The sequence below is a fragment of the Marinobacter similis genome (genome assembly GCF_000830985.1).
In the GTDB taxonomy this organism is placed as follows: domain Bacteria; phylum Pseudomonadota; class Gammaproteobacteria; order Pseudomonadales; family Oleiphilaceae; genus Marinobacter; species Marinobacter similis.
The window spans coordinates 40,847-67,402 of the sequence record NZ_CP007151.1; the positions used below are offsets into that span (position 1 = coordinate 40,847).

The following is a 26,556-nucleotide window of genomic DNA, read 5'->3' on the forward strand; positions in this document are numbered from 1 at the left end:
GTCTCTTGATATGACCAGATTATTGCCCTTGATGATGGTTGGTATGGCGTTCACCGGGCTGGCGATGATGGCCCAGGCCGAGGCCATCAACGTTCCGGCGCCCGACTTTACCCTGGAGAGCCGGTCCGGTGAGAACCTGCGTCTGGAAGACCACCGCGGCGAAGTAGTGATGCTGAATTTCTGGGCTTCCTGGTGTGGCCCCTGTCGGCAGGAGATGCCGCTGATGGACGACATCTACAGCCAGTACAAGGATCTGGGCTTTACCATCCTGGCGGTCAATGTCGATGAGAACCGGGACGAAGCTCTGCGGTTTCTCGATGCCGTGCCGGTGGACTACCCGATTCTCTATGACCCTGAGAGCCGGGTCAGTGAGCTGTACGAGGTCCAGGCCATGCCTACTACGGTCATGATCGACCGCAATGGCAACGCCCGATACGTGCATTACGGTTACCAGCCGGGCTATGAGGACGACTACGAGCAGCAGATTCGGGAATTGGTACGCGAGTGAGCTGGGGCGGGGTAAAAGAGGACAGGGTGAACGTTATGCGTGGTGTATCTCTGACGATACTCCTGAGTTTGGTACTGGTGCTGATGTCCACCGCGGGCTGCAGCGACATCAAACCCTGGGTGAAACCCTATGAACGGGACAAGCTGGCGGACCCGGTAATGAGTCTGAGCCGGCACGGCAAGGCCGATGTCTACATGCACCACGTCTATCAGGCCCGGGAATCGGCGCGTGGCTCCGAGGGTGGTTCTGGAGGTGGTTGTGGCTGTAACTGAGGCGCGCCGAATTCGCTATGCCTTGGCGCCGCTACTGGCGTTGTTACTGGCCTTGGCTGCGCCGCTGGTCTCGGCCGCGACCCTGCCCGAGGACAACGTCGATATGCTTTACCATCGCTACGACGGTGGTGGCATGGTGATCGACGGGCCTTCGGTGCTGGTGCGGAAAAACGCCGGGCCCCAGGTGTCGTTTACCGGCCAGTACTACGTGGACTCGGTGTCCGCCGCGTCGGTGGATGTGTTGGCCACTGCCAGCCCCTACACCGAAGAGCGGGATGAGTATTCACTGGGCGTGGACTACCTCCATGAAGACGCCATTCTCAGCCTGGGGTATACCAACAGCTCGGAAAACGACTACGAAGCCAACACCGTTTACTTCTCTGTCAGTCAGGAATTCTTCGGTGGCATGTCCACCGTCACTATGGCTACGCCAATGGCTGGGACGACGTGGGCCGGGTTGGCAACGACAACTTCAGTGAAGAAGCCGACCGACGGAATTACCAGCTTGGTCTGAGCCAGGTTCTGACCCGCAATAGCCTGCTGGGAATCGATCTGGAAGTGGTGTCCGATGAGGGTTTTCTTCAGAATCCCTACCGCCAGAACCGGTACCGGGACCCGAATGATTCAACGTCGTTCCTGTATCAGCCGGAGCGCTACCCGGAGACCCGAACCAGTACTTCGGTGGCAACCCGGGCCCTGTACTACCTGCCATATCGGGCTCAATTCGCGGCGAGTACCGCTATTTCACGGACAGCTGGGGTATCGATGCCCATACCGTTGAACTGGCCTATGTGCATGCCCTGAACAATCGCTGGACCCTGGAAGGATCGGTCCGTTATTACACCCAGGAAGCGGCTGACTTCTACAGCGATCTGTACGAATTCGAGAACTCCCAAACCCACCTGGCCCGGGACAAGGAACTGAGTACGTTGTCGGGTACCACCCTGGGTACCGGTGCGGTTTATGAGTGGAAGCAGACCTCGCTGCCCGGCATCAAACGGCTGCAGTTCAGCTTGCTGTTGGATTGGCTGAACTTTGAATACGACGATTTCCGGGACGTGACCGCCAAGGGCGATTTCCTGCCCGGGGAAGAACCGCTTTATTCGTTCGATGCGCTGGTGACGCGCGCGTCCTTGATTCTTGAATACTGAGTTGGCAGGAACACTGATCATGGTGAAACCACTAAAGTCCCTCATTTTTGCTCTGGCAACCGGCTGCGCTGTTCTGATTTCGGGCCCGGCGCTGGCCCAGTCCGGTGACAATGCCGACGACAAGTCCGTTGCTCAGAGTGTCGAATCTTTGAAGAAACAGGTCATTCGCCTGAATCGGGATCTGTTCATCCTGGAAGAGGACCTGTTGTTCCCCGCCAGTACCCAGTTTGCGGTGTTCGTGAGTGTCGACACCGGCCAGTTCCTGAAACTGGACGCGGTCAAGCTCAAGGTTGATGGGGAAGTGGTGGCATCGTACCTCTACACCGAGCGCCAGGTGCAGGCCCTTGAGCGTGGTGGCATGCAGCGTCTGTACGTGGGCAACCTGAAGACCGGAAACCACGAAGTGACGGCGTTTGTTGAAGGCATCGGGCCAGACAATCGCGCCTACAAACAGGCGGCCACCCTCGATTTCGAAAAGGGCACCGGCACGGCGGCACTGGAAATCCGGGTGCAGGACCGCTCCTCCGACTACCAACCCACCGTGTCCATAGTGGCCTGGGATTAGAGGCGTGGGATTGAGCTGGGGAGTGAACTGAACCGTGGCATTGAAAGCGGGCATCTTAGCCAGAAAACGTTCGGCCTGGGTGGCGGTCAGCTGCCTGTGGCTGATGGCGAGCGCGCCGGGGTGGGCGGATGAGCCTGCGCCGGAACGGGTCCAGGATCTTCGTTATGGCTGGGTGCTGTACAACTACCACCAGGGCCAGGCCTTCGACGCGCTGACCCAGCTGTCGGTCGCCAGTGAGCAAGGCGGTATTCAGGGCCATGGCGACCATCCCGCCCTGGTTGAAGGCGGCCTGTTGCTGTCTTATGGCATGACCCGTGAGGCTGGTGAGCTGTTCACCAGGCTGTTGGGTGATGATGGCAAGGGCAGTGCGCTGTCGCCTGAGGTTCGCAACCAAGCCTGGTTCTATCTTGGCAAGGTGCTGTATCTGGAGGCTGATTACCAGCTCGCGGAAGCCAATCTGAACCGGGTCGACGGAGTAACACTGGAAACCAGCGAACCTGGACTCTATCAGGAATGGCTGTATCTGCAGGCCCGCCTGGCAGAGCAACTGGCCAGTCAGCCTGACCCGGACGCCATTGGCCAGTTTCGAGATCAGCTCGATCCCAATGCCATTTGGGCTCATTACCTTACTTACAACACCGCCATGGCGGAGCTTGCCGATGGCAATGGTGAAGCGGCGATCGCCACTCTGGCGGAGCTGATCCGGCAGATGGAAGCCGAAGCCGGCGATAGCCCTGAAGATAACGCCGAAGATAACGCGGAACAGCAGGCGCTGATGGAAAAAAGCCGGCTGTCCCTGGCGCGAATCTACCTGGCGAACGGTCGCTTTGATGAGGCTTTCAGAGCGCTGGAATTGCTCTCTGCGGAGGGGCCATTTTCCGATCGGGCGCTGTTCGAGTATGCCGTTGCGGCAGCCGGGCAGGGTGAAATGGCTCGGGCGTTGAACGCGATAAACGTGTTGTCCTCGCGACAATTGTTCAGCCCCTGGTTGCAACAGGTGCCCTACGCCCGCGGCTATCTGCTGGAGCAGATGGAGCGGCCGGCAGAGGCGCTGGCAGCCTTCCGCGAAGCCGCCGACCGATATGAACGATTGGAGGCGGAGCTGGTTGCGGCCCGGACCGCGCTTACCGAAGACTCGCTGATGGCCCGGTTGGAGTTCCAGCAGGACGGCGACGGCAAGATGACCGATGCCTACGGGCGGTTGAAGGTCATGCCCAGTGATTTTGGTTTATCTGAAATCCTGGCAACGGAGTCGTTTCAGCAAGCTCTCAGCGAGTTGCACGACCTTTACAGCATGCAAGCTTTCCTGGCTGACTGGCAGCAGCAACTGGCGTCCTTTGAACTGATGCTGGAGACCCGCCAGTTGCAACGCACGGCCCGGATCAAAGCCACCCGGCAGGCACTTGCCGAGCAACAAGCCGATCAGTGGGCGGCGGCACATCAGCAGTACCAGCAGCAGATTACCGAGGCATTGGCGCGGGAAAGCTACGAGTTCTTCATGACCGCCGAACAGAAAGAACTGAAAACCAGGCTTGAGCGCGTTGCCGAGTCCCTGGCTGCCTTGCCCAACGACGAGCGTACCCAGCGTCAGCGTGCCCAGTATCGGCGGATGCAGGCTTATTTCGACTGGATGATCGTGGATGACTACGGCGTGAATCGCTGGGCTGCGCAAAGACAGCTTCGGGAGCTGGACACGGCGATGGCGGAATTCAGGTCGCAACGTCAGACCATCGAGACTTTGATGGCCGACGATAAACAGCATCAGCGGTTGAGCGATCGCTTGGCAGCGAGAGAGACGGAGCTGACAAGCCTGCGCCGGGAGTTGGAGCTCGCCTTGTCAGCGGCCAGGGGCCGGTTGATGGCCAGGGTGGATCAGGCCTTGCTGGAGCAGCGTAAACAGCTGCGTGGCTATCGGGTGGCGTCTCGTCATGCCCAGGCCCGCCTGGCCGACCGCCTGTATCAGCTCCAAAGCAGACAGGGGGCCGGGGATGAATAAAGTCTCCAGGCTTGTGCCCCTGCGCGGATTGGCCGTCTTGCCACTGGCGGTAGCGCTGGCCGGCTGTCAAAGCCTGTCGTGGCCCATGGGCGGCGGCGATGGAACAAAGCCGGAAATGCGAGCGGGGACCATTGGCGCCGTCGCTGCTGCGTCGGACCTGCAAGCCGGGCAACCTACTGCAGCCGTTGGCCTGGAGTCCGCGCCGGCAGGTGCTGAGCCGGTGTCTCTGGAGACCGTGATGGCCAGTTATCGATCGCTATTGCCGTTGGTGGAGGACCCACGAAAGCAGGTGACCATTCGCCATCGGTTGGCCGATCTTGAGTTCACCCGTGCCGAGCGGAAAATGGCGGACACGGCGCAAGACGAGCTGGATGATTCCATTGAGGCGTATCGGGCCCTGCTCCGTGAATACCCGGATCGGGCTGGCAACGATCAGATCTACTATCAGCTATCCCGCGCCTGGGAGCTGCGGGGCATGACATCTCAGCAGTTGTCTGCGCTTAATACCCTAGTTGAACGCTACCCGGACTCCTCCTACTGGACCGAAGCCCAGTTCCGGCGGGCCGACTTGCTGTTCATCAACGGCCGCTACGACGAGGCCGAGCAGGCGTTTGATCAGGTGGCCCAAACCAGCCAGCAACAGCAGACCGATCCTTCGTTCCTGGTTAACGCCTACTACATGCGCGGCTGGAGCCAGTTCAAGCAGGGCCAGTACCGGCTCGCTCTGACCAGCTACATCGAGGTACTGGACCGGGTCCTGCCGGAAGGTCAGCCGGTACAGGACATTGATCAACGCAACAAAACCCTGATTGAGGACCTGTTCCGGGTGTTTGGGTTGTCCCTGTCTTATCTCGAGGGCGCTGACACCCTGCAGGCGCTGTTCCGGCAGACCGGCAGTCGGCCCTACGAAATCCTCATTTACGACCGCTACAGCAACTTGCTACTGGAGCGGGAGCAGTACTCGGACGCCATCGACGTTTACGAGGCCTTCATTGAAGACCATCCCGGTAGTCGCTGGGCGCCTCGCTACCACATGAACATCATTGCCACGCTCGAACTCGCCGGTTTCGAACGCACACTGCCCGAGCGCAAGGCCGAATTCGTCGCCAACTACGGCCTGTACAGCAGCTACTGGCGCAATGCTGAGCCGGACACGCTGGCCTACATCCGGGAACAGCTGGAGCAATTGTTGCCCGAGCTGGCGGATCGCCACTATCTGCTCGCGGGTGAGGCGGAAACCGAAACCGGCGCACGCGACAATTACTACCTGGCGGCCGCTTATTACTCAGAATTTGCTGCAACTTTCCCGAGCCATCCGAGAACGCCCGAACGTCTGTTCCTGCTCGGTGAAACCTACCTGGAACTGGAAGACTGGGCCTCGGCCATCGAGGCGTTCGAGCGCGTGGCGTACGATTTCCCCTACGAGGGACAGCCGCCGGCACGGGCCGCCGAAGCGGGTTACGCCTCGGTTCTGGCTTACCGCGAATATGCCCGGACCTGGCAGGCCGAGTTGACAACGGAGCAGCAAAACGTAGAGGACAGCTACGAGGATATGCAACAGCTGAATCGCTTGCGGTTTGCCAATGCTTTTCCAGCCGATTCGCGGGCTCCGGACGTGTTCTACATCGCGTTGCAACGGGAGTTTGCTCAGCAAAACTGGGAAGACGCGGTGGCTATGTCCAGTCGTCTGGCGGCCTGGCAACCGGCACCCAGACAAGAGCTGATCACCGAGGCGCTGTTGTTGTCCGGACACAGTCTGTTTGAGCTTGAGCGTTATGCCGAAGCGGAGCAGGCCTATCGGGATGCGCTCGTGGCCATGGCCGACACCGACGAGCGCCGCGCTAGCGTACGCGAAAATCTTGCGGCAGCTGTGTTCCGGCAGGCCGAGCAACTGGCGGCAGCCGGTAATGTGGACGCAGCGGTGAGCGAGTACCTCCGGGTCGGTGCAGCCGTGCCGGAATCCGCGTTGCGGGCCAATGCTGAATACGACGCCGCGTCCCTGCTGGTTACCGCTGAACGCTGGGATGAAGCGATCTCGGTATTGACGGCTTTCCGGGCCGGATTCCCCGAGCATGAGCTGATCGACACGGTACCCCCGAAACTGGCATTGGCTTACAGGGAAACCGGACAGTGGGAACAGGCTGGTGATGAGCTCAAACGCATGGTTGCGCTGGCATCGACACCGGAAGAGCAGCGGCAGAACCTGCAGATCGCTGCTGAGCTTTACGACCAGGCGGGAAACACCGGGAAGGCCATCGATACCTGGCGACAGTATGCCAACGCCTACCCGGAACCGGCAGATGCTACATGGAGGCTGCCAACCGCCTGGCCGAGCTTTACCAGGCCGAGGGGGACATAACTCGTCGGGACTTCTGGCTTCGTCAGCAGATGGCTGTTGTGGATGATAATCCGGAATCCAGCGACGATCGCATGCGTTGGCTGGCGGCATCGGCGTCGGCCACGCTGGCGCGGGAAGCCCTGGAGCGCTACGACGCCATCAGCCTGACCCTGCCGCTGAATGAAAGCATGGTGGCCAAAACCAATGCGCTGGAGGAAGCGGTCAACGCTTACCAGAAAACTGCCAGTTACGGATTGTCCTCGTTTTCAACCGAGGCGGGCTATCAGATCGCCCACATCTACGGACGCCTGGGGGCTGATCTGATGGCATCGGAGCGGCCGCCCGGCTTGAGTGAGTTGGAGCTGGCCCAGTACGAGTTGCTGCTGGAAGAGCAGGCGTATCCGTTTGAGGATAACGCCATCGATATTCACGAGCAGAACATCCGGCGCGCCCGCGAGGGCATTTACGACGAATGGGTGCAGCGTAGCTATGACGCGCTGAAGCGCCTGCTTCCGGGCCGTTACAACAAGCAGGAAATCACTGCCGGGGTGGTCAATGAACTGGGGTAAACCAATCACCGTGGCATTGTTGCTGGTGCTCCTGTCTGGCTGCGCCCTGAGCCCGGGCCAGGAGGACGCCTCGGCATCAACGGAGGCGGAGGGCCAGCAGGTGCAGTTGGCTGAAGATTTCCAGGCCGCGGTCGCCCTGAAACAGGCGGGTGACCTGGAGGCCGCCAGGGACCGGTTCGGGCAACTGGCCGAGCAGTACCCAGCCCGCACCGGCCCGCACGCGAACCTGGGTATCCTTGCTTTTGAGGCTGGCGACACCGAACAGGCCAGCGCCCATTTCGACGCCGTGCTCACTCTGGATGACAGCCATCCGGTGGCGCTCAACCACCTGGGGGTGATTGCCCGTGAGGCTGGTGAATTCGAGGCCGCAGAAGACTATTACCGTCGAGCGCTGGACGCCGATCCGAACCATCTGCCGGCCATGCTCAACCTGGCTTTCCTGCTGGATATCTATCTGGCCGTCCGGGGGATGCGTTGCCGCTGTATGAGCAATACCAAAGCCAGGCCGCGGATCCGAATCCGAGGCTGGAGGACTGGATTTTCGATGCTAGAAACCGACTCTAATTTCGTTCTTGAATCTGACGCCACGACCAGAGTGAGTGACCTATGCAACTGCCCATTCGCCTGATTGCCACCGTTGCAGCGGTGCTGCTCCCGGCCTCGGCCCTGGCCCAGGAGTCCGGCATTGTGACCATTGAGGGAACGCGAATCCGGGGTGATCAGGAGGTGCCCACCGTGATGTACCTGGTGCCCTGGCAACCACCGGAGGTGGAAGAGCTGCGCGCGCCCGATGAACGTTTGATGGTGGACCAGGCATTTGCGCCGATTGAGCGCTACGAGTTTCAACGCCTCGTTCGGTATCACCAGGCGTTCAGCGACCAGCAGGGCAATGAGCGGAGCAACGACATTGAGCCCTGAGTCCAGAATTTATGTGATACACGTCACAGATTTTCTGTGGCTGAGCGCAAGCAAACACAAACCGCAACAAAGTCTTTCGCGAACTTACGGCTTCTGCAGAAGCCACCCATTACACTGATCCAAAACCCGTACCATGGAGCGCCCAGATAATGATTGATACCGCCGTTCGCTTTTTCCAGGAAGGTGGCTTTTTTATGTATCCGATAGCCGTAGTGCTGATCGTCGGACTCATTGTAGCCATCGAGCGATACGTATACCTGTCAGCCCAAAAGCTGACCAACCGACGCGACTTCAATCGCCTGCACCAGATGATTGCCAAGCGTGATCTGAAAGGAGCGCTCAATTTTTCCCAGGAATCCGGCAGCGCCATGTCGACCATGATTGGTTTTGGCCTGCAGCGTCTGGCACGTCGCCAGGGTCGGGAAGAGATCGAGTACGCGATGGAAGAGGGTTTGCTGGACGTAATGCCGCGTCTGGAGAAGCGCACCCAATATCTGGCGACTCTTGCCAACATTGCCACGCTGCTGGGCCTGCTGGGCACCATCATCGGTCTGATTTCCGCGTTCACCGCGGTGGCAGCGGCCGATCCGGCGCAAAAGGCCAGTCTGCTGTCCCAGAGTATCTCTGTGGCCATGAACACCACGGCCTTCGGCCTGATGTCGGCCATTCCCATGCTGCTGATTCACTCGCTGCTTCAGACCAAGACCAACGAAATCGTCGACAGCTTCGAGATGGCGGGCATCAAGGTGCTTAACCTCCTGAGCGACGGGTCAGGACAGCGTGCTCCGGCGCAGCCGCAGGGTGGGCCCGCAGCAGCACACAATCCCGCACCGGCAGGATCGGTGGCCTGATAACCAGTAAAAAGGACATCAGGCCATGAGACGCAAGCATCGCAGGCTACAGAGTGAGGCGGATCTCGACATCACCCCGTTCATGAATCTCATGATTGTGCTGGTGCCGGTTCTGCTGCTGAATATGGTGTTCGCCCATACCAGCGTGCTCGAGCTGAATTTTCCGACCGGAGACAGTGTCTCGTCGGAACAGAAGGAAAACCTACAGATTCAGGTGGTGATCTACGATGACCGCCTGGTGGTTGCCGATAACCAGGGCGGGGTAATCAAGAACATCCCGGAGCAAGAGGGCGACTACGATTTCGTGTTGCTGAAAGACGTTATGAAAGAACTGAAGAGCCGGGTCCCGGACAAGAAAGACGTCATCATCATGCCCTCCCGGAAAACCTCTTATCAGACCCTGGTGTCGGTAATGGACACGGTCAGGTCGTACGAAGCAGTGGTGGCCGGAAGTGTGGTCGAAGCCGAACTGTTCCCGGATATCTCTCTGGGTGACGCGCCAGTGCAGGCCGAGCAGGCTGGCACGGCCAAGGGTGGCGAGGTGAGCTCATGAAAGAATCCGCAAAAGCGAGAAGGCTCAAACGTCATTACCGGCGCAACAAGAATCAGGGCAAGATGAACCTGGTGTCGCTGATGGACATTTTTACCATCCTGGTGTTCTTCCTGATGGTGAATTCGTCCTCCGACGTGCAGGTCCTGAACCAGGACAGCACCATCAAACTGCCGGATTCCACCGCGGAACAGCGCCCGGACGATGTGTTGGCGCTCACCGTGACCGACAGCGATATCCTGGTGAACGGTCGGGTAGTGCTCGATCGTGCCCGTTTCCAGGCCTTTGACGGCCGAGTGGAGCCGGCGTTGAAGGAAGAGCTCAGCTACCAGGCCGGGCGTTCCAGAACACCGGCGCCCGAGGCAGGCCGCCCGATAACCATCCTGCGGATCGGGAACTGCCTTATGAGTTGCTGAAGAAGATCATGTCCACTTGTGTGGACGCCGGTTACGCGGCCATTTCCCTGGCGGTGAACCAGCGCACAGAGCAGGGGGCCTGATCATGATGGATTATCGGCACGGACTCCCCTGGAATCGCGAGCGTGGCGAGCGGAAACGCCTGCTGACGGTAGCGTCGGTGGTACTGCCGCTGTTTCTCGTCTTTGGCGGTTACGTCACCTGGATCGAGTTGCCGGAGCAGGATCGCAAGGAAAAAGAGGCGCTGCCGCCGCAACTGGCGAAGCTCATCATTGAGAAAAAAGAACCGCCGAAACCGGCAGTGCCTGAACCGGAGCCGGAGCCCGAACCCGAGCCGGAAAAACCAGAGCCGGAGGAAAAGCCGGTGGAGGTGGCAGAGCCTGAACCGGTCCCCGAACCGCCGGTAGCGGTTCCGGAACCCGAGCCAGAACCTGAAGTGGTGGAAGCGCCCGAACCTGAGCCCAAGCCTCAGGAGGTTGAGAAGGCTCGTGAGAAAGCACGGAATACCGGCATCCTGGCCATGGGCAATGAACTCTCCAAACTGAGTTCGCTGGCGAAGTCCGTGAAACTGGACGCGCCGGTGACCAAAACGGCTGAGCCGATCGCCCGCAAGACCACAGACGCGCTGGCCGCGCGAGCCACTGAGACCAGCAAAAGTGCCGGGGTGGACGAAGCGGCACTGCAGCGGGAAACCCGTCAGGTGGCGCTGGCCGAGCGGCAGCGGGCGGAAGTCAAAGAGGCTGAGCGGGTAGCTGCGGCGAAAGAGGCGGCGCGGCGTGAGCAGCAACAGGTGGCCTCGAAGACTCGCAGCAAGGAAGAATTGCGGCGCACCATGGATGCCAATAAGTCGGCGATTTACAGCATTTACAACCGGGAACTCCGGCGAAAACCCTCGTTGCAGGGCAGTATCACGCCGGAACTGGTGATCGAGGAGAGTGGCCGGGTTTCCAGCTGCTCGGTAGTGGAGTCGACACTCAATGCGCCGGCGCTCGAGAACAAAATCTGTAACCGCCTGCGGTTGGTGGATTTCGGGGCTCGTCCGGGCGTCGATACCACCAAGATCCGCTATCCGATTGAACTGTTGTCCAGCTAAGACTTAGCCGGACAACCGTTGTTCCCAGCTCAGGCCCGGTCGTTTTTCGGCTGGGTCAGAGCAAACGCCACACTGACCAGACCGGATCCGACCAGGGCGCCTACAAATGGCATCAGGGTTGGGATACTGCCGGGGAAACTGGCCGCTTCCAGACCCGCCATCACCGATTCGCCGGCAATCCAGCCCGGCAGGATTGCTCCCAGAAGACCGGCCAGGCCACCGAGAATGGCGGCTGTCGTCGTCATCCGTGACCACAAGCCCATCAACACCGGCAGAACGGCGGTGGCACACAGCAAGTCCGCGATCAGGAAAAGTCTCAGAACCGAAATGCCCTGCAGTGCCACCAGCACCACCGGTACCATGAGAGCTACGGTGATCCAGCGCGCGGCGTTCAACGACAGCCCCTGTTTTTCGGTAACCGCGAGTGAGGCCAGGGCGTTCTGCAAGGTATCAACCGACGAGGCAACCAAGGTAATGGCCAGGATGAGTGCCGGAAGCGTAAGCCACACCGGTGCCTCGGACAGCAAGGCAAAGAACGGGATTGGTGGGTTGCCTATATCGGTACCGCTGAGCGCGGCCATGATGCCGAGACCGCCGACAAGCGCGACGACGATAACGGTAATGATGCCACCCAGGGCAGCGCCACGGCTCAGGCTGTCGGTATCCCGGGCTGACCAGAGACGTTGCCAATAACCCTGGTGAAACAGGTTGGCCGCAGTAACGGCAATCACCAGAGTGAGCGCCACGCTGAGGGCGCTGGCAGTCGGTACATCGGGCAGGCGCGCGGTGGAAAGTTCTGGCAGTTGCCCAAGCCCAACAAAGCCGACGATGGCAAGCAGGCCAATCAGCAGGAACGCCTGCCACTGATCGGTAACGATGCTGGCGCGCAGGCCGCCCCAGGCGGTGTAGATCAGGGTGGTGATGGCAACGCCCAGTACCACCAGGTTGCCATTGACCCCGGACAGCATAGAAGTAATCGCGCCAATAGCGGTCAATTCGGCAGTCAGAAAACACAGCATGTAGAGTACGGAAATCAGCGAGACGTAGTGCCTCACGCCACGGCCGTAACAGGCCTGTGCGAACTCCCCAATGCTGCGGCCTTCAGGAAGAAAACGCCGGATTGCCGGCCCACAGAAGGCGAACACGATGAACGGCAGTGCGGCACCGATGGCGTAACCAGCCAGTGCCACCGGGCCAACAAGTGCCCCCACTTCAGGCGGCGCAAACAGAATCCAGCCACCCATACCCGAAGCCAGGAATGAAAGCCCCAGTGCCCGTGCGCCCTGGCTATTACGGGCGGTGACGTAATCGTCCAGGCCGCCATCGGCCAGACGGGCGCGCAGCCCCAACCAGGTGAACACGAGTAGGGCGGCAGTCAGTGCTGCCACGGTGGTGTAGAACATTTGGGGGCTCCGCCAGTCAAAGGGAAGGCAATAGTGCCATAACCGCGTTTGAGCGGCGAGTCAGAACCGCGCCACGGCGGGCTTTGGCGTGCTCCTCCTTGCCGCGTTTGGAATTTTGACAAGCATCAAGCAGAGGACGGGCTTATCCTTTAAGGTGAGGAATAGCCAATGTATGACCGGTCTACGGACTGACAGGAGTCGCTGATGACGAATCGAAAGGCAGAACTTGAGACCCTGAGAGCCGACCTGAAAGCCAGGTTGTCCCGCTTTGAAGCCCACCAGCATCGGGAAGATGGGGCCCTGGACAAGGATTTCGAGGAGCAGGCCACCCAAACCCAGAATGACGAAGTGGTGGATTCTCTTGAGACCGAAACCCGCGAGGAGCTGGTGCAAATTGAGCGCGCCCTGGAGCGAATCGACCACGGCCTGGGCGACGAGTGCGAGTCCTGTGGCGAGCCTATCGATCCCCGACGCTTGCAGGTGCTGCCATACACCACCGTTTGTGTGGATTGCGCCGGTGAGTGATGGCTAACGGTGAGTTTGGACGACGATGGAGTCTCAGCCAGTCTTCCGAACCCGGGGCCTAACCAAATCCTATGATCAGGGAGAGGTTACCGTTCGCGCCCTGCGCGGTGTGGATCTGGAACTGTACACCGGTGAACTGGTGGTCTTGCTGGGGGCGTCCGGTTCCGGCAAGTCGACTTTGCTCAATATCCTTGGTGGCCTGGATTTGCCCACCTCCGGCGAAGTTAGCTATGGCGATCTCGATTTGAGCGTCGCGAATGATCGACTGCTTACCCGATACCGCCGCGAGCATGTTGGTTTTGTTTTTCAGTTCTACAACCTGATCCCAAGCCTGACTGCTATTGAAAATGTTGCCGTAGTCACTGAAATCGCGGCCAACCCCATGACCCCGGAAGAGGCACTGAGCCTGGTCGGGCTGCAGGATCGAGGGCTCCATTTTCCGGCCCAACTGTCCGGCGGTGAACAGCAACGGGTCGCCATTGCCAGGGCAATAGCCAAGCGTCCGGCGGTGTTGCTGTGCGACGAACCGACCGGAGCACTGGATTCCACCACCGGCATACTGGTACTTGAGGCGCTCGAAAGTGCCAACCGTGAAACCGGAACCACAACCGTGATCATCACTCACAACGCGGCTATTGCCGGCATGGCAGACCGGGTGATCACGATGTCCGATGGCAGCATCAGTGGTGAGCGACGCAACAGCGAACGCCAGCCACCGAAAGAGCTGAGCTGGTAGCCTGATGTTTCTCGCCCGGAGTGTGCTTGGCACCAAGTTGCGGCGGGAACTCTGGCGGATGAGGGGGCAGGTACTGGCCATTGCCCTGGTGATTGCAGGCGGTGTTGCGGTCTGTGTCATGTCACTGGTGGCGTATTCCTCCCTGAATGCGACCCGCGAACTGTATTACCAGCAGAATCAGTTTGCCGAGGTCTTCGCGCCGCTCAAACGCGCTCCAAGACAGGTATTGCATCGGGTGTCGGAAATCCCCGGAGTGGTTCGCCTGAGCGCACGAGTGGAGGCGGCGGCAAAACTGGAACTGCCTGGCTTCACCGAACCTGTGTCGGCCAGGGTGCTGTCGGTGCCACAGAGCGGTCAACCTGATGTCAACAGGCTGTTTGTCAGGCAGGGACGATTACCCGCGCCTGGACGCAATGCCGAGGCCGCGATCGTCGGTGCATTTGCCGAATCCCATGGATTGCTACCCGGTAATCAGTTTTCGGTAATCATCAACGGCCGCAAGCAGACTCTGGTGGTTACCGGCATTGTGGAGTCCCCGGAATTTATCTATGTGCTTCCGCCCGGTGGCATGCTGCCGGATTTCAAGCGCTTCGGCGTACTCTGGCTCAGCCAGGAATCGCTATCGGCGGCCATGGATATGCGAGGCGCGTTCAACAGTGTAGTTGTCCGAGTGCAGCCGGGTTACCCACTGGCCTCGGTAATTCATGATCTGGACCGGGTGCTGGATCGATACGGTGCCACCGGCGCTTTTTCCCGCAGGGATCAGTTTTCCCACCGTTTCCTCAGCGATGATCTGGATCAGCTCAAGATCATGGCGACGGTTTTCCCCCTGATTTTCATGAGCGTTGCCATGTTCCTGCTGCACGTGGTGATCAGCCGGTTGGTGAATACCCAGCGCGACATCATTGCGGTGCTGAAGGCCTTTGGCTACAGCAACCGGCAGATTGCCTGGCACTACAGTCAGTTGGTGCTGGCCATCGCCGCCATTGGACTAGTTCTGGGGCTGCTCGCCGGTGTCTGGTTGGGGCGCGGGCTGGGTGAGCTGTATATGGAGTTCTATCGTCTGCCGGGCTTGCTCTTCCGCCTGAACCCGGCCTGGCTTGCACTGCTGATCCTGATCACCGGCTTTGTGGCCTGGCTCGGTGGTTGGCGGGCCATACGCCAGGCGGCGGCCTTGCCCCCTGCTGAAGCCATGCGCCCGGAGGGCCCAGCGCGGTTTCGAATGGCGGGTGCTGAACGGTGGTTCTCGGGGATCCGCCTGAGCCAGCCCTCGCGCATGATTATCCGGCAAATGGCCCGCCGGCCCTTGCGTGCATTGCTGTCGATGGTTGGCATAGCCATGGCGACGGCGATCGTCATGGTTGGTAATTTCCAGTTCGATTCCGTTTCGCTCATGGTCCAGACCGAATTTGCCCGGGTTCAGCAGCAGGATCTGACCGCGACCCTGGTTGAGCCGGTGAACGCCGCGGCGCTGTTCGGCCTGCAGCGCCAGCCGGGCATACGCTATGCCGAAGGCCGGCGATCGGTGGCGGTAAGGTTGGTGAATGGGCACCGCGACCGAAGAAGTGCTCTGCATGGTATGCCGGCCGGAGCCCGTCTGCAGTTCGTGGTGGACAAGGACCTGCAACCCGTAGACCTACCGGCGGAGGGGCTTTTGCTGACCGATTTTCTGGCAACGGAACTCGGCGTCGGCCCCGGAGAAGACCTGAATGTTGAGCTGTTGGAAGGGGATCGGCGAACCCTCTCTGTGCCGGTGGCCGGTGTGACCAGTGAGTTTCTTGGCGTCGGTGCGTACATGCGCCTGCCGGCCTGAATCGGGCTCTGGGGGAAGGACCTGTCATCAACCAGATCCTGTTGTCGGTAGATCCAGCCAGAAACGACGAAATTTATCAAAGCCTGCGGGAGGCGCCGGGGGTGCTTGGTATCGGCATCCGGCAGGCGATGCTGGACAGTTTTTACGACACCCTGGCACGCACCTTTTTGACGTTCACCTTTTTCAACAGTCTGCTCGGGGCAATCATTGCCTTCGGCGTGATCTATAACACCATTCGCATCGCACTCGCCGAAAAAGGCCGCGAACTGGCCAGTCTGCGGGTAATGGGTTACACCCAGAACGAGATCGCCCACATTTTGTTCGGGGATATGGCTGTGCTGCTGGTGTTTGGCGTTTTTAGCGGCTGGCTGTTTGGCCAGGGCCTGGCCTGGATGATTGTCACCGCCATGCAAACGGAGCTGTACCGGGTGCCGCTGACGATCACCGCACATACGCTGGGCATTTCAGCGACGGTGGTTTTTGTGTCGGCCATGGTGTCCGGTGGTGTTGCTTGGTGGCGTCTCAGACATCTGGATCTGGTGGCCGTGCTGAAAACCAGAGAGTGAACAAAATGAGAACAAGCATGAATGGACCAGGGACTGGCTATGGTGGTTAAACGTTTTTCGGCGAAATGGGTGTTCTGGGTGGTGTTCGTTGCCTTGGCCCTGGGTGCCTTGTTTGTAACTTTGCGCCCGGACCCGGTCTGGGTGGATCTGGCGCCGGCGACTCGGGGCGCACTGGTTGTGTCGATCACGGAGGAGGGCAAAACCCGGGTCAAGGACCGCTACCTGGTTTCATCGCCGGTGTCGGGGTACCTGCACAGGCTCTCGCTTGAGGTGGGCGATCCGGTTGCACCGGGTCAGTTGCTGACCGAGGTGGACCCCATGCCCGCCAGTGTTCTGGATGCTCGCAGCCGGGCAGAAGCCGAAGCCCGGATTGGCGCCGCCAGCTCAGCGTTGAATTCGGTTCGTCAGAAAGTGACGGCGGCCGAGGCCGAGGCGTCTCTGGCTCAAAAGGAATTGGTGCGTCTTCGGGCCCTGAGCGATAGCCGGTTTGTATCGGAAGACCGACTGCAGCAAGCGGAAGCCGCCGATGCCCGGGCACAGGCGAATCTGCGGTCGGCCCGTTTCGATGAGGAGGTTATGGCCCATGAGCTGAAGGCGGCGCGTACCCGGCTGGAGGTGTCGGCCGCTCGGTCGTCCGGTAATGGCGAGGTGGAGCGGGTACCGGTGAAATCTCCGGTCGCTGGAGCCGTTCTTAATCTGGTTCGCGAGAGTGAAGGCGTGATACAGGCGGGCGAAGCCATTCTGGAGGTGGGTGATCCTGGCGCGCTGGAGGTGGTGGTGGACGTGTTGAGTTTTGACGCTGTGAAACTGGCTTCTGGAATCCGGGTTCACCTCAACGGATGGGGTGGGCCCACCCTTGAGGCGACGGTGAGGCGTGTAGAACCGGTAGGTTTTGAGGACATCTCGGCCCTGGGTGTGGAAGAACAGCGGGTGCAAGTGGTGGCGGATATTGTCAGTCCCCCTGAGGACTGGCAGACGCTGGGTGATGGCTATCGGGTAGATGCCACCTTTGTGCTGTGGGAGGCAGAGGATATGCTGCGGGTGCCAGCCTCGGCGATATTCCAGGAGTCCGGGCAGGACCAGGTTTTCCGGGCGATTGAGGGCCGGGCCGAGCGTACGGCGGTTGCGACGGGCCGGAGCAATGGCCTGGATACGGTTATCCTGGACGGTCTGGCCGAGGGTGATCGGGTCGTGCGCCACCCGGACAGCCAGTTAAAGGACGGAGCAAGGATTCAGGAACGTTGAGAATGACCCGAAAAAACAGGGAAAAATCCCGCGTCGCTCGCTAGACTTGGTGTCCAAGAACAACAAGAGCAAAACAACAAAACGGGAGTTCAGCTCCATGACGCGTTACGACTCGCTCATCCTCGGCGGACGCTACTTTGACGGTACCGGCGGGCCTTCCAGTATTGCCCACATTGCCATTCGTGACGGCCGGGTCGAGCGGGTATTCAATTCAGAACCCGATCTCAGCCTCGCAGACCGTGTGATTGATGCAGAGGGCTGTTGGGTCATGCCAGGGTTTCTGGATACCCATACCCATTACGACGCCGAACTGATCGTGTCGCCTTCGCTGTCCGAGTCGGTGCGGCACGGCGTTACCACCGTGTTGATTGGCAGCTGCTCCCTGAGCATGGTCTGTTCCGACGCGGAAGACGCCTCGGACATCTTTACCCGGGTGGAGACTGTGCCGAGGGAGAAAGTATTGCCCATTCTCCAGCAGCATAAGAGCTGGCGGACGCCCTCGGGCTGGTTGAGCTTCATCCGGCAACAACCGCTCGGCCCCAATGTCATCAGCTTCCTCGGCCACAGTGATCTGCGAGTAGGGGTGATGGGACTCAACCGCGCCACGGATCGCAAGGTAACGCCAACGTCGGAAGAAATGGGGCGGATGGAGCAGCTGCTGGCGGAAGCTCTACAGCTGGGTTTTCTGGGCTTGTCGACCATGTGCCTGAAATGGGACAAGGTAGATGGTGACCGGGAATGGTCCAAGAGTTTGCCCAGTACCTACGCCCGTTGGCGTGAGGTCAGCCGGCTGAACCGGCTATTGCGGCGTTATGGCCGGGTGCATCAGGCGCGCCCAATGCTGCCAATCCGCTCCAGGTCACCCAGTATCTGCGGGAGACCCTGGGCTGGTTTCGCAAACCGCTGAAAACCACGCTGATCGCGATGATTGATTTGAAGGGCAATCCCACCGTTCGGCCCATGGCCAACCTGGTGGCCTGGATTGCCAATGCACTTCGAGGTAACTTTCGCTGGCAGCTCTTGCCAACGCCTTTTGCTATCTATGCCGATGGCATGGACGTCGTGCTGTTTGAGGAGTTCGGGGCCGGTGAGATGGCGCTGGATGTGCGCGATCAGCTTGAACGCAATGAATTGCTGCAAGACGAGAGCTATCGCCGCACCTTCCGGAAATTCTACCGGAACAAACTGTCGCCCCGGGTCTGGCAGCGGGACTTTGGCGACGCCACCATTCTTGGTTGCCCGGATCAGAGCCTGGTTGGACGCAACTTTGCTGAGCTGGCCGCCGAGCGGGGGGTTCACGTGGTGGACTTTTTTCTGGATACGGTGGTGGTTCATGGACGTGACTTGCGCTGGTTCACGGTGATCGGCAACCATCGTGAGGACCGGCTCAAGCAAATGGTCAAGAACCCCCATGCCTTGATCACGTTCTCTGACGCCGGTGCCCACATTCGTAACATGGCGTTCTACAACCTGCCGCTGAGGTTTCTCAAGCTGGTTCGGGACAGCCACCATCAGGACAGCCCAGTGATGTCACTGGAGCGCGCGGTGCATCGTCTCACCGGTGAGCAGGCAGACTGGTTAGGGATTGATGCTGGCCATATCAGAGAAGGGGATCGGGCTGATATCACCATCATCGACCCGCAGGGCCTGGACCAGGATCTGGAACAGGTGACTTGGGCCGAGATGGAAAACTTCGACCTGGAACGCATGGTTAATCGGGTGCCAGGCTGCGTGAAACACGTGCTGATCAATGGCCGCCCGGCAGTGACCGATGAAATGATAACGCCTGAGCTGGGTAAGGAAATGGGCTTTGGCCAATTCCTGTCGGCAACGAGGGATGCCTAGGAAATCACATGACCTCTAGACCTTGGCCTGCATTGATCTGGGCAACGGCTTTTCTTGCCGTATTGATCTGGTCCGCGATTGCTCCCAAAGATCGCGCAACCTGGGCTCTTGAAGTGTTGCCCGCAGTGATCGGGTTCGTACTCGTGGCCTGGTGTTACCTGCGCTTTCCACTGACACCGCTGGTGTATTGGCTGATCCTGGCTCACGCCATTATTTTGATGGTGGGCGGCCACTACACCTACGCCGAGGTGCCGGCGTTTGAGCGGTTGGGTGACTGGATGGGGTGGGAGCGCAACAACTACGACAAGCTTGGGCATTTCGCCCAGGGATTCGTGCCCGCGCTGATCGCCCGTGAACTGGTCATCCGGTTCGAGGTGTTTGCCCGGCGGGGCTGGCCCTCGTTTTTCATTGTCTGTTTCTGTCTTGCGGTGAGTGCCTTTTACGAGCTGATCGAATGGTGGGTCGCGCTCCTCAGCGACGAAGCCGCGGAGGCGTTCCTGGGCACCCAGGGCTATGTCTGGGATACCCAGTCGGATATGGCGTGGGCGCTGTCTGGTGCCATCCTTGCCCTGGTTCTGTTGGGGCGGGTACAGGATCGTCAGCTTGCAGCACTCGCCAGCACCTGAGTCTTAGAGTTCTATTCGCCCTGAATCTTGCTGAGCAGGTCCTTGGCCAGTTCGATAGCCGCAGACCGATGGCTGATATTCTGTTTCTGATACAGGCTACGAATGTGAGTCTTCACCGTGGTGGAGGCCACTTTCAGATGTTCGGCAATCTGATCGTTGGAAAGCCCGGCGTGAATCAGACTCAGGATCTGCCACTCCCTCCGGGTGAGTGGTGACGTACGGATCAGCTCGGGTACGTCCGGCCGGTCGATAATGTCCTGAATGATGGCCTCGTCCAATGAAATCCGGATAGCCCGGCTGAAGTCCCGTTGCTGTTGGGCCAGCTGAATAAGCCGTTCCGCCCGCTGCAGTTCCATGCCGTCAATGGCTTCTTCGTTGATCAGCGCTTTCAGGATAACGATCAGGACTTTGCCAAGCCGGAGGAAACTGCCGACGGCACCGGTAGTGCTGGCCTGCTGGAGCGCCAGGGTCATTTGTTCCAGGGCCTGCTCGCGGTCCTCCAGCTGCCAGTGCAGGTAGGCGAGACCGATGTGATTGCGGTTCTGGTCGGTTTTCAGACCATAGTGTTCGGCTACCCTGGTCAGGGATTCCAGCAGTGGCTTTGCTTCTTGAAGACGCCCCAGGCTCATCAGGCCCGGGCCCGGTTACGGCCGTTGCACTGATGAAAATGGTTGGTTGCCACAGCGGGATCGCAAGGTGGCGCCACGGTTAACCATCGCTGAATGGCATCCTGATCCTTGACTGCATCCCAGTACGACAACATGGTGGCTTGGGCGTTGGCGACCCAGTCCAGATGGTAGTCACCCGCGGCCAGCATCTTCTGAATCTTGCCGATGTAATCGGCGCACAGGCTCTGGCGGCCCCGAGCGTGAGCCACTTTGGCGAGCGACGTGTAGCTTTGCACGTACCAGCGCTCGCCCTGGGCTTCGAGAATCTCGATGCCCTGGAGGGCACAACGCTCTGCGCTCTCCAGGTGATGCCATTCCCACATGATCTGGCTGCGGATCCGGAACAGGAACTCAAGTATTGGCAGGTGGTTGAGTTGATTGTCCTCGGCGTACTGGAAAGCCCGCTCCTGGATGTTATAGGCCTTTTGCAGAAGGCCCATGGCAACGCTGATCTCACTCTGCTGACAAAGAGCCCAAAGGACATTCTGGTGGGCTTGGTGAGCGCGGGCCAAATGCTCGGTGTCTTGCATTCGGGCCAGCGCTTCCTCCAGTTCACCCCGTACAAACAGGGCTTCGCCAATCACCGATGCGGCCGCAACCCGGGATGTTGGAAGGAATCGCGCTTCCTGCTCAATCGCCTCCCGGGCCAGGATCAATGCCCGGTCGCCGTCACCATAGTTCATAGCGACCTGGGCGCGTATGGCGCTGAACTCACCGTGCACGGCTTTTTGTGTGTCCTCACTCATGGAGGCTTGCAGGCGATTTTCGGCCGCAGACAGCCAGTTCTCCACTTCATCAAACTTGTACTGACCCTGCGCGACCCAGGCGCGCAGCAGGGTCAGGGTCGGGTCTTGGGCAATCTGGTCCTGGGACAGGGCATCAAGACAGCGCTGCAGCAGGATGAACTGGCCCTCGGTGAAAAACTTGCGGCCGTGCAGGCTGAGCACGCGGTTAATGCGCTCGGGATCCTCTGCGGCTACTGCGTGCTTGGCAGCCTCTTCAGCGTCGTCCAACTCCAGCCAGGCATCTGCGGCCCGCTGGTGCAGCTCGCGCTGGTTTTCCTGGGTGGTGCAGGTCAGCAAGTGACGCAGGTACACCGAGAATAGCGGGTGGTAGCGGAACCAGAGTGCAGAGGGATCGACCGGCGCAATGAACAGACCCATGGACAGCAGGCTGCTGAGCAGCGACTGGCCATCGGTGTCATCCATAACCCGCATCACCATGCCAGCGTTAAACCGGTCAAGGATGCTGGTCCGCAGAAGGAAGGTACGTTGCTGGTCGCTCAGATCCTGGCCGACGAGTTCGTCGAAATAGTCGAAAACGTGCTGGTTGCCATATTCCAGTTGATCCACGAAGTCATTGAAATCCTGACTGGTGGGGGCAGTGGTCGCTAACAGCTGCAGTGCTGAGATCCAGCTTCAACTCTCCGTACCGCGCGCTCGATGCTTTCGCGAGACAGTTCAAATGGAAGTCGATTTTCCAGGTATGCCTGTGCTTCGTCGGCACCGAAGGCCAAGTCCCGGCTGGTGATTTCGACGAGCAGTCCTTGCATCCGGAGCTGGGCCACGCCAATGGGCGGCAGGGTTCGGCTCACCAGAACCAGGTGCAAGTTGGCTGGAAGATGCCGAAGCAGAAACCGGATGGCGTCGTGGATTTCCTGGTTGGTGATCAGGTGGTAGTCGTCCAGTACGACGAACAACGGCTCATCCCCCGGAACCAACTCCGCCAGCACGCCGGTTACCAGCGCTTCGAGACTCTCGAAGCCAGTGTCCTTCAGGGTTTGGAGCGTATGCTGGCACCCGCCCTCGGTGGCCAGATTCAGGGCATTGGCGAGATAGCTGCCGAAACGGGTCGGATCGTTATCGCTGGCCTCAAGCCTGTACCAGGCGGACTTCAGCTCCAGAGCCTCAATTCGCTCGGCTACTGTTGTGGTCTTGCCATAACCAGCCGGTGCGTGCACCAGCAGCAATTTGACGGGCCCCAGCCCCTGCAGGAAATCGTTAAATGTTTCCCTTGGCAAAAGTGCGGTGGGTGCCTGTGGTGTCGCGTTTTTGGCCGCGATAAAGGTAGTCAGCCCCGGATTTAATATTGTTGTCATCAGGATCTACATCTGGAAGTGGAAAACCCATCCGCGTTGATACCCGCTTTGGCGGTTGACGTCAACTTATGCCGCGGTCGCTAACCAAGCCTTGAACCAGTTCTCACAACCGATCCAGGGGGCGGCGCCTGCGGCTACAGATTTGAGGCACAGTTATCTTTCAGGGCGGAGGCTTTTCGGTATCTTACCGTAACAACGTGTAACCCCCAATTATTATGGCCAATAAAAACAGGGACTTCGTCTGACATGCTGCTGGTGCTCGCCGGATCCATTCTTACATTCACCATGGTGCAGGAAGCCACCGTGGTGGAGCCGTTTGAAAAGGGCAGCGTTGTCATCGAGCAGGACGTGGACTCGGGACCGGTGTTGTTGCGTTTCGATACCCGGGTAGAGCCATTGGTTGAGCAGAAGTACCGGAACATCGTTCGGCAGGCCTATGACTACAGCTGCGGCAGTGCCGCACTCACCACGGTGCTCAATTTCTACCTCGGGCGAAGCCTGTCAGAGCGACAGGTGATGGAGGGGCTGCTCCACTACGGAGAAAGCGAGCGCATTGTTGAGCGCCGTGCCTTTTCGATGCTGGATATGAAGCGCCTCGTTACTGCGCTGGGCTATCCCTCCGGCGGATTTCGGGCATCGATCGACGACCTTAAGGATCTGGATCACCCCGCCATCGTTCCGATCAATCATGCCGGTTTCAAGCATTTCGTGGTGCTGCGAACCATCCGGGATGGCCGGGTGTACCTGGCCGATCCGTCGGTGGGCAACATCTCTTTTCTGCTGGCGGAGTTTGAGGACAAGTGGGACGACAACGTGCTGTTCATCGTCTTCCCGGGCAGTGACAAGCCACTGGATAACCTCGAACTGAAAGAGGAAGACCTGCGTTTCGTTGACGACCAGACCATGACCATGCTGGCACTGGAACGAATTCCAGCATTCCACGAAGCAACCGAAAGACGAATCCAGAACTTGCTGGAACGCCAGAAAAACAATCCCGATGGCAGTGTCGAGAACACAAGAAAGCAGCTGCACTACCGTCGCAACTAATTTCCGGGTTCATTCCCGGGCCAGGAAACTAAAAATAAAATAAGGGAGTCAGGATGAATCGTTGGTTTGTGCGAGGCGTTATCCTTGTTTCCACGGCAGGACTGCTTCCGGGCATGGCCCTGGCGCAGGAAGGAAATGTGGACCAGGCGCGGGAAGCCCTGGCCAAGCAGGAGGGCGATGAGGATTCATCCCGCCAGTTGGAGGAGGTTTTCCAGGCTGCCGAGAAGAATTACTCGCTGCAGAAGAAGGGGACTCACTCCCTGACATACTCTTTTGATTACTCCTATACCGCTGATCAGCGTATTGATCTGAGCATTTCGGACAACTCGGTGGAGAATCTCGATGTGGTTCCCTCGGCCACTCACAACTTCACCAATGCCTTTTCCTACGACTACGGTCTTCTGGACAACCTGACCGTTGGTACCCGTGTCCCTTTGGTGGTGAAATACGACTCCCAGGATGAGCTCACCGTGTACGACTTCGGTGATATCTCCTTTACCGGGCGCTGGCAGCCGTTTGCCTATGTGCCGGGCAAAATGTCCACCACGCTGTTCAGCACCTTCACTTCGAAGACCGGCGTAAGCCCTTATGAAATTGATATCAAGGAGCAGTTGTCCACCGGTAGTGGTTATTACTCCCTGTCTGGTGGCCTGAGTCTCTCCAAAGTGCTGGATCCGGTAGTGGTGTTCGGTTCTACAAGCCTGACCTACAACTTTGAAGTTGACGGTTTGGACCAGGTTCGTGGCGCCCGGCGGCTGGTCAAGGTGGATCCCGGTTTTGGCCTGTCGGGTTCGGCTGGTTTTGCCTACTCCCTGTCTTACGACATTTCCCTCAGCATCTCGGCACAGCTCAGCTACAACGATGAAACAATACTGACCTTCAGCAACGGTGACGAGGCGGTGGCCCAGGACCAGATGACCGGCTTCCTGAGTATGTCGCTGGGCACACGGGTCAGTGACACCACCATTGTGAATACCAGCCTTGGTATCGGTTTGACCGAGGATGCCCCGGACTTCTCCCTGGGTGTATCCCTGCCCATTAATTTCTCCGGCCTCAAAGAGTGATTGGTGCCGTCGACGTTTTACGGGAAGGGAAGGACTTCATGGGACACAACAGCCACAAAAGGCAGATTCTCGCGGCCCTGATTGCTTCGACCATCGCGTGTGGTGCCGAGGCCCAGCTCGCACAGAACCTCACCATCCACCCAAAAGCATTGGCGTTGGGTAACGCGGTGACGGCGGATCCGCCAGGCATCATGGCGATTCATTACAACCCGGCGGGACTGACCAAGCTGGACGGTCGTCAGCTGGAAGTCACCCTAATGAACGTGTATCTGGATATTGATGCCGATTTCCACGCGCCGGATGGCTATGAAATTTTTGGTATTGATGGTCTGGAAACGGATCCGCTGACGGGCAGACAGAGAGATCCGGTCGCCAACACCCACAGTCACACCAATAACGTTGCCCTGTATGTGCCCGGCTACGGCATTCTGCGGGCACCACCCGGGCCTGCGGTTGCGCCGTCGGCCGGTATCAGTATCAACCCGCCCGGCTCCAAGCTGACCTTTGGTAATGCCTTCTATCTGCCCCTGGCGGCCGGCTTTTACCGCGACAAGGACGATCCGGGCCGATACCAGCCGCAGGCGACTGCGCTGCAGCGGACTACCTACCTTTCGCCCACAGTTGGCTATGAAATCAACGAACACTGGTCCGTGGGAGCGGGTATCCACCTGTCCCACATGGGCATTGCCGCCGACCAGTACATGCGGGCACCCAACATGTTGCTGGGGGTGGCCGAGATACTGCAGGACGCCTTCAACTGCGAAAGCGGCGATGAGCCACTGCAGCCGTGGCTGGCCCTGTGTGGCGGTAACATCGGTCCCTGGGATGACATCGGTGCCCTGAGTATCAATGTCCAGGAAACCCTGTCGCCTACCTATGCCCTCGGCGTGATGTGGGAGCCACGGACTGGTTCAGCTGGGGCGCCAGTTACACCTCCGAAGCCGCTATGAACCTCAAGGGCTCGTTTGAAATCGAGTACACCGACGACTGGTCGGGTTTCTGGCAAGGACTCAATGGCTCAGTGCTGGGTGCCATCACTTCGGCCATTCTCAGCTTGCCATCCGGTGCTCCCCGGGAAGCCGGTAATGTCAGCATGGACCTGGTGTACCCCCAGCATTTCCAGACCGGCATCAGTGTGGATGTACATCCGAAACTGACACTCAATGCGGACATTGGCTGGACCGACTACGCTCAGTGGGATGCGTTTGTGTTCCGCTTCGACCGCAATCTGGAATTCCTGAACGCCGCCAAGATTCTCTCTCCGGATAACGCCACATCAAACACCCTGCGCTTGCCCCTGGGCTTCAAAAGCCAGTGGAACTGGGCCTTTGGTGCCGAGTTTCATGCGTCTTCGCGGCTGGACCTGAGGGCAGGGGTGGAAATACGTGACTCGGTTATCCCTGACGATCAGCGCTCTATCATGGCTCCGTTTGGTGGTGCCAACCTCTACAGCATCGGGATGGGGTATCGCTGGGACAAAGACACCGAGATCGACTTGAACCTGAGCTATCTCCACTCGATTGAAACCATCCCGGCTGACACCAGTTGTAACGTAAACTGTGACAACATCACCAACATCATCTACAACCCCTATGCCGGGCTCGACGTGAAGACTCGCTTCGGGTGGTCATGGCCGGCCTGAGTTTTCGCACCAAATTCTGATAGGCTGACAAGTAACATCGGGGTATCCCAT

The 26,556-nt window shown here is 59.2% G+C and carries 29 protein-coding genes and 1 pseudogene; 26 read left to right on the top strand and 4 right to left on the bottom strand.

The genetic code is table 11. The features are described 5' to 3' along the window. The first annotated feature begins 10 nt into the window (after window positions 1-10). The 15 genes from AU14_RS00170 to AU14_RS00225 all read left to right on the top strand — a co-directional run bounded on the left by AU14_RS00170 (window position 11) and on the right by AU14_RS00225 (window position 11,227). Window positions 11-508: a TlpA family protein disulfide reductase gene (locus AU14_RS00170; protein ID WP_052471896.1), complete on the top strand. Its 498-nt coding sequence runs from the start codon at window positions 11-13 to the stop codon at window positions 506-508. A 35-nt stretch (window positions 509-543) separates the two neighbouring features. Then, window positions 544-780: a DUF4266 domain-containing protein gene (locus AU14_RS00175; protein WP_041343393.1), complete on the top strand. Its 237-nt coding sequence runs from the start codon at window positions 544-546 to the stop codon at window positions 778-780. Next, window positions 767-1,294, top strand: a complete 528-nt coding sequence (locus tag AU14_RS23060; RefSeq protein ID WP_330217929.1) for a DUF3570 domain-containing protein — start codon at window positions 767-769, stop codon at window positions 1,292-1,294. Before AU14_RS00175 ends, AU14_RS23060 begins: the two co-directional genes overlap by 14 nt. Next, window positions 1,228-1,584 carry a DUF3570 domain-containing protein gene (locus AU14_RS23065; protein WP_330217930.1) on the top strand — a complete coding sequence of 119 codons (357 nt, stop codon included), beginning with the start codon at window positions 1,228-1,230 and terminating at the stop codon, window positions 1,582-1,584. Before AU14_RS23060 ends, AU14_RS23065 begins: the two co-directional genes overlap by 67 nt. Further along, the gene (locus tag AU14_RS23070; RefSeq protein WP_330218001.1) at window positions 1,542-1,931 is read left to right on the top strand and encodes a DUF3570 domain-containing protein; all 390 of its coding nucleotides are present in this window, start codon (window positions 1,542-1,544) and stop codon (window positions 1,929-1,931) included. The genes AU14_RS23065 and AU14_RS23070 overlap by 43 nt, the downstream gene beginning before the upstream one ends. 19 nt (window positions 1,932-1,950) lie before the next feature. After that, the gene (locus AU14_RS00185; RefSeq protein WP_052471897.1) at window positions 1,951-2,496 is read left to right on the top strand and encodes a hypothetical protein; all 546 of its coding nucleotides are present in this window, start codon (window positions 1,951-1,953) and stop codon (window positions 2,494-2,496) included. A 34-nt stretch (window positions 2,497-2,530) separates the two neighbouring features. Beyond that, the gene (locus tag AU14_RS00190) at window positions 2,531-4,492 is read left to right on the top strand and encodes a tetratricopeptide repeat protein (RefSeq protein WP_041338093.1); all 1,962 of its coding nucleotides are present in this window, start codon (window positions 2,531-2,533) and stop codon (window positions 4,490-4,492) included. Continuing rightward, on the top strand, window positions 4,485-6,851 hold the full coding sequence (locus AU14_RS00195; protein ID WP_236744234.1) for a tetratricopeptide repeat protein: 2,367 nt from the start codon (window positions 4,485-4,487) through the stop codon (window positions 6,849-6,851). The genes AU14_RS00190 and AU14_RS00195 overlap by 8 nt, the downstream gene beginning before the upstream one ends. After that, on the top strand, window positions 6,800-7,399 hold the full coding sequence (locus tag AU14_RS20015) for a hypothetical protein (protein WP_236744235.1): 600 nt from the start codon (window positions 6,800-6,802) through the stop codon (window positions 7,397-7,399). The genes AU14_RS00195 and AU14_RS20015 overlap by 52 nt, the downstream gene beginning before the upstream one ends. After that, the gene (locus AU14_RS00200; RefSeq protein ID WP_236744236.1) at window positions 7,386-8,027 is read left to right on the top strand and encodes a tetratricopeptide repeat protein; all 642 of its coding nucleotides are present in this window, start codon (window positions 7,386-7,388) and stop codon (window positions 8,025-8,027) included. The genes AU14_RS20015 and AU14_RS00200 overlap by 14 nt, the downstream gene beginning before the upstream one ends. Beyond that, on the top strand, window positions 8,006-8,317 hold the full coding sequence (locus AU14_RS00205) for a hypothetical protein (RefSeq protein WP_041338095.1): 312 nt from the start codon (window positions 8,006-8,008) through the stop codon (window positions 8,315-8,317). The genes AU14_RS00200 and AU14_RS00205 overlap by 22 nt, the downstream gene beginning before the upstream one ends. A 149-nt stretch (window positions 8,318-8,466) precedes the next feature. Then, the gene (locus AU14_RS00210) at window positions 8,467-9,168 is read left to right on the top strand and encodes a MotA/TolQ/ExbB proton channel family protein (protein ID WP_041338097.1); all 702 of its coding nucleotides are present in this window, start codon (window positions 8,467-8,469) and stop codon (window positions 9,166-9,168) included. 25 nt (window positions 9,169-9,193) lie between these two features. After that, entirely contained in the window at window positions 9,194-9,721 is a 528-nt protein-coding gene (locus AU14_RS00215; protein ID WP_041338099.1) for an ExbD/TolR family protein, read from the top strand. After that, window positions 9,718-10,134 carry an ExbD/TolR family protein gene (locus AU14_RS00220; protein ID WP_236744237.1) on the top strand — a complete coding sequence of 139 codons (417 nt, stop codon included), beginning with the start codon at window positions 9,718-9,720 and terminating at the stop codon, window positions 10,132-10,134. The genes AU14_RS00215 and AU14_RS00220 overlap by 4 nt, the downstream gene beginning before the upstream one ends. Before the next feature lie 85 nt (window positions 10,135-10,219). Next, entirely contained in the window at window positions 10,220-11,227 is a 1,008-nt protein-coding gene (locus AU14_RS00225) for an AgmX/PglI C-terminal domain-containing protein (RefSeq protein WP_041338100.1), read from the top strand. 29 nt (window positions 11,228-11,256) lie between these two features. Here the strand turns inward: AU14_RS00225 and AU14_RS00230 are convergent, their stop codons facing one another. After that, entirely contained in the window at window positions 11,257-12,630 is a 1,374-nt protein-coding gene (locus AU14_RS00230; protein WP_041338101.1) for an SLC5/6 family protein, read from the bottom strand. Window positions 12,631-12,834: 204 nt separating this feature from the next. On the opposite strand from AU14_RS00230, the gene AU14_RS00235 reads away from it, so the two are divergent. The 8 genes from AU14_RS00235 (at window position 12,835) to AU14_RS00260 (ending at window position 19,986) form a co-directional block, all read left to right on the top strand. Beyond that, complete coding sequence (locus AU14_RS00235; RefSeq protein WP_041338102.1) at window positions 12,835-13,155, top strand: TraR/DksA family transcriptional regulator; 321 nt, start codon at window positions 12,835-12,837, stop codon at window positions 13,153-13,155. 25 nt (window positions 13,156-13,180) lie between these two features. Beyond that, window positions 13,181-13,891, top strand: coding sequence for an ABC transporter ATP-binding protein (locus AU14_RS00240; RefSeq protein WP_041338104.1), 711 nt, complete (start codon window positions 13,181-13,183; stop codon window positions 13,889-13,891). Window positions 13,892-13,895: 4 nt separating this feature from the next. Beyond that, the gene (locus AU14_RS00245; RefSeq protein ID WP_236744238.1) at window positions 13,896-15,704 is read left to right on the top strand and encodes an ABC transporter permease; all 1,809 of its coding nucleotides are present in this window, start codon (window positions 13,896-13,898) and stop codon (window positions 15,702-15,704) included. 41 nt (window positions 15,705-15,745) lie between these two features. Beyond that, the gene (locus AU14_RS20020; RefSeq protein WP_236744239.1) at window positions 15,746-16,270 is read left to right on the top strand and encodes an ABC transporter permease; all 525 of its coding nucleotides are present in this window, start codon (window positions 15,746-15,748) and stop codon (window positions 16,268-16,270) included. Between the two features lie 21 nt (window positions 16,271-16,291). Beyond that, window positions 16,292-17,515 carry an efflux RND transporter periplasmic adaptor subunit gene (locus tag AU14_RS00250; protein ID WP_236744240.1) on the top strand — a complete coding sequence of 408 codons (1,224 nt, stop codon included), beginning with the start codon at window positions 16,292-16,294 and terminating at the stop codon, window positions 17,513-17,515. Window positions 17,516-17,612: 97 nt separating this feature from the next. Continuing rightward, entirely contained in the window at window positions 17,613-18,422 is an 810-nt protein-coding gene (locus AU14_RS20025) for an amidohydrolase family protein (protein WP_236744241.1), read from the top strand. 17 nt (window positions 18,423-18,439) lie between these two features. Further along, window positions 18,440-19,360 (top strand): amidohydrolase family protein, encoded by a 921-nt coding sequence (locus AU14_RS20030; RefSeq protein WP_236744242.1) that lies wholly within the window; start codon window positions 18,440-18,442, stop codon window positions 19,358-19,360. A gap of 8 nt (window positions 19,361-19,368) precedes the next feature. Then, window positions 19,369-19,986: a DUF2238 domain-containing protein gene (locus AU14_RS00260; RefSeq protein ID WP_041338106.1), complete on the top strand. Its 618-nt coding sequence runs from the start codon at window positions 19,369-19,371 to the stop codon at window positions 19,984-19,986. An 11-nt stretch (window positions 19,987-19,997) separates the two neighbouring features. On the opposite strand, the gene AU14_RS22475 is transcribed toward AU14_RS00260, so the two are convergent. Genes AU14_RS22475 through AU14_RS20045 form a run of 3 tightly spaced genes read right to left on the bottom strand, consistent with a single transcriptional unit; the run spans window position 19,998 to window position 22,752 of the window. Continuing rightward, window positions 19,998-20,615: a LuxR C-terminal-related transcriptional regulator gene (locus tag AU14_RS22475; RefSeq protein ID WP_269079074.1), complete on the bottom strand. Its 618-nt coding sequence runs from the start codon at window positions 20,613-20,615 to the stop codon at window positions 19,998-20,000. Further along, window positions 20,615-22,066, bottom strand: a complete 1,452-nt coding sequence (malT, locus tag AU14_RS20040; protein WP_330218002.1) for an HTH-type transcriptional regulator MalT — start codon at window positions 22,064-22,066, stop codon at window positions 20,615-20,617. Before malT ends, AU14_RS22475 begins: the two co-directional genes overlap by 1 nt. Further along, window positions 22,045-22,752: a MalT transcriptional regulator family protein gene (locus AU14_RS20045; RefSeq protein ID WP_236744243.1), complete on the bottom strand. Its 708-nt coding sequence runs from the start codon at window positions 22,750-22,752 to the stop codon at window positions 22,045-22,047. Before AU14_RS20045 ends, malT begins: the two co-directional genes overlap by 22 nt. A 246-nt stretch (window positions 22,753-22,998) precedes the next feature. On the opposite strand from AU14_RS20045, the gene AU14_RS00270 reads away from it, so the two are divergent. The 3 genes and pseudogenes from AU14_RS00270 (at window position 22,999) to AU14_RS00280 (ending at window position 26,525) form a co-directional block, all read left to right on the top strand. Continuing rightward, window positions 22,999-23,799 carry a C39 family peptidase gene (locus AU14_RS00270; RefSeq protein ID WP_041338108.1) on the top strand — a complete coding sequence of 267 codons (801 nt, stop codon included), beginning with the start codon at window positions 22,999-23,001 and terminating at the stop codon, window positions 23,797-23,799. A gap of 53 nt (window positions 23,800-23,852) precedes the next feature. Further along, on the top strand, window positions 23,853-24,863 hold the full coding sequence (locus tag AU14_RS00275; RefSeq protein ID WP_041338110.1) for a hypothetical protein: 1,011 nt from the start codon (window positions 23,853-23,855) through the stop codon (window positions 24,861-24,863). A 38-nt stretch (window positions 24,864-24,901) separates the two neighbouring features. Beyond that, a pseudogene (locus AU14_RS00280) lies at window positions 24,902-26,525 on the top strand (OmpP1/FadL family transporter). The last annotated feature ends 31 nt before the right edge of the window (window positions 26,526-26,556 follow it).

Coding starts and splice junctions, on each gene's coding strand:
- AU14_RS20045 (WP_236744243.1), bottom strand. CDS start 22,752: ATGACAACAATATTAAATCCGGGGCTGACTACCTTTATCGCGGCCAAA.
- AU14_RS00230 (WP_041338101.1), bottom strand. CDS start 12,630: ATGTTCTACACCACCGTGGCAGCACTGACTGCCGCCCTACTCGTGTTC.
- AU14_RS00210 (WP_041338097.1), top strand. CDS start 8,467: ATGATTGATACCGCCGTTCGCTTTTTCCAGGAAGGTGGCTTTTTTATG.
- AU14_RS00250 (WP_236744240.1), top strand. CDS start 16,292: ATGGACCAGGGACTGGCTATGGTGGTTAAACGTTTTTCGGCGAAATGG.
- AU14_RS00175 (WP_041343393.1), top strand. CDS start 544: ATGCGTGGTGTATCTCTGACGATACTCCTGAGTTTGGTACTGGTGCTG.
- AU14_RS00195 (WP_236744234.1), top strand. CDS start 4,485: ATGAATAAAGTCTCCAGGCTTGTGCCCCTGCGCGGATTGGCCGTCTTG.
- AU14_RS00200 (WP_236744236.1), top strand. CDS start 7,386: ATGAACTGGGGTAAACCAATCACCGTGGCATTGTTGCTGGTGCTCCTG.
- AU14_RS00260 (WP_041338106.1), top strand. CDS start 19,369: ATGACCTCTAGACCTTGGCCTGCATTGATCTGGGCAACGGCTTTTCTT.
- AU14_RS00220 (WP_236744237.1), top strand. CDS start 9,718: ATGAAAGAATCCGCAAAAGCGAGAAGGCTCAAACGTCATTACCGGCGC.
- AU14_RS00205 (WP_041338095.1), top strand. CDS start 8,006: ATGCAACTGCCCATTCGCCTGATTGCCACCGTTGCAGCGGTGCTGCTC.
- AU14_RS20025 (WP_236744241.1), top strand. CDS start 17,613: ATGACGCGTTACGACTCGCTCATCCTCGGCGGACGCTACTTTGACGGT.
- AU14_RS00245 (WP_236744238.1), top strand. CDS start 13,896: ATGTTTCTCGCCCGGAGTGTGCTTGGCACCAAGTTGCGGCGGGAACTC.
- AU14_RS00235 (WP_041338102.1), top strand. CDS start 12,835: ATGACGAATCGAAAGGCAGAACTTGAGACCCTGAGAGCCGACCTGAAA.
- AU14_RS20030 (WP_236744242.1), top strand. CDS start 18,440: ATGATTGATTTGAAGGGCAATCCCACCGTTCGGCCCATGGCCAACCTG.
- AU14_RS00170 (WP_052471896.1), top strand. CDS start 11: ATGACCAGATTATTGCCCTTGATGATGGTTGGTATGGCGTTCACCGGG.
- AU14_RS22475 (WP_269079074.1), bottom strand. CDS start 20,615: ATGAGCCTGGGGCGTCTTCAAGAAGCAAAGCCACTGCTGGAATCCCTG.
- AU14_RS00215 (WP_041338099.1), top strand. CDS start 9,194: ATGAGACGCAAGCATCGCAGGCTACAGAGTGAGGCGGATCTCGACATC.
- AU14_RS00225 (WP_041338100.1), top strand. CDS start 10,220: ATGATGGATTATCGGCACGGACTCCCCTGGAATCGCGAGCGTGGCGAG.
- AU14_RS00270 (WP_041338108.1), top strand. CDS start 22,999: ATGCTGCTGGTGCTCGCCGGATCCATTCTTACATTCACCATGGTGCAG.
- AU14_RS00275 (WP_041338110.1), top strand. CDS start 23,853: ATGAATCGTTGGTTTGTGCGAGGCGTTATCCTTGTTTCCACGGCAGGA.
- AU14_RS00240 (WP_041338104.1), top strand. CDS start 13,181: ATGGAGTCTCAGCCAGTCTTCCGAACCCGGGGCCTAACCAAATCCTAT.
- AU14_RS00185 (WP_052471897.1), top strand. CDS start 1,951: ATGGTGAAACCACTAAAGTCCCTCATTTTTGCTCTGGCAACCGGCTGC.
- AU14_RS20015 (WP_236744235.1), top strand. CDS start 6,800: ATGGAGGCTGCCAACCGCCTGGCCGAGCTTTACCAGGCCGAGGGGGAC.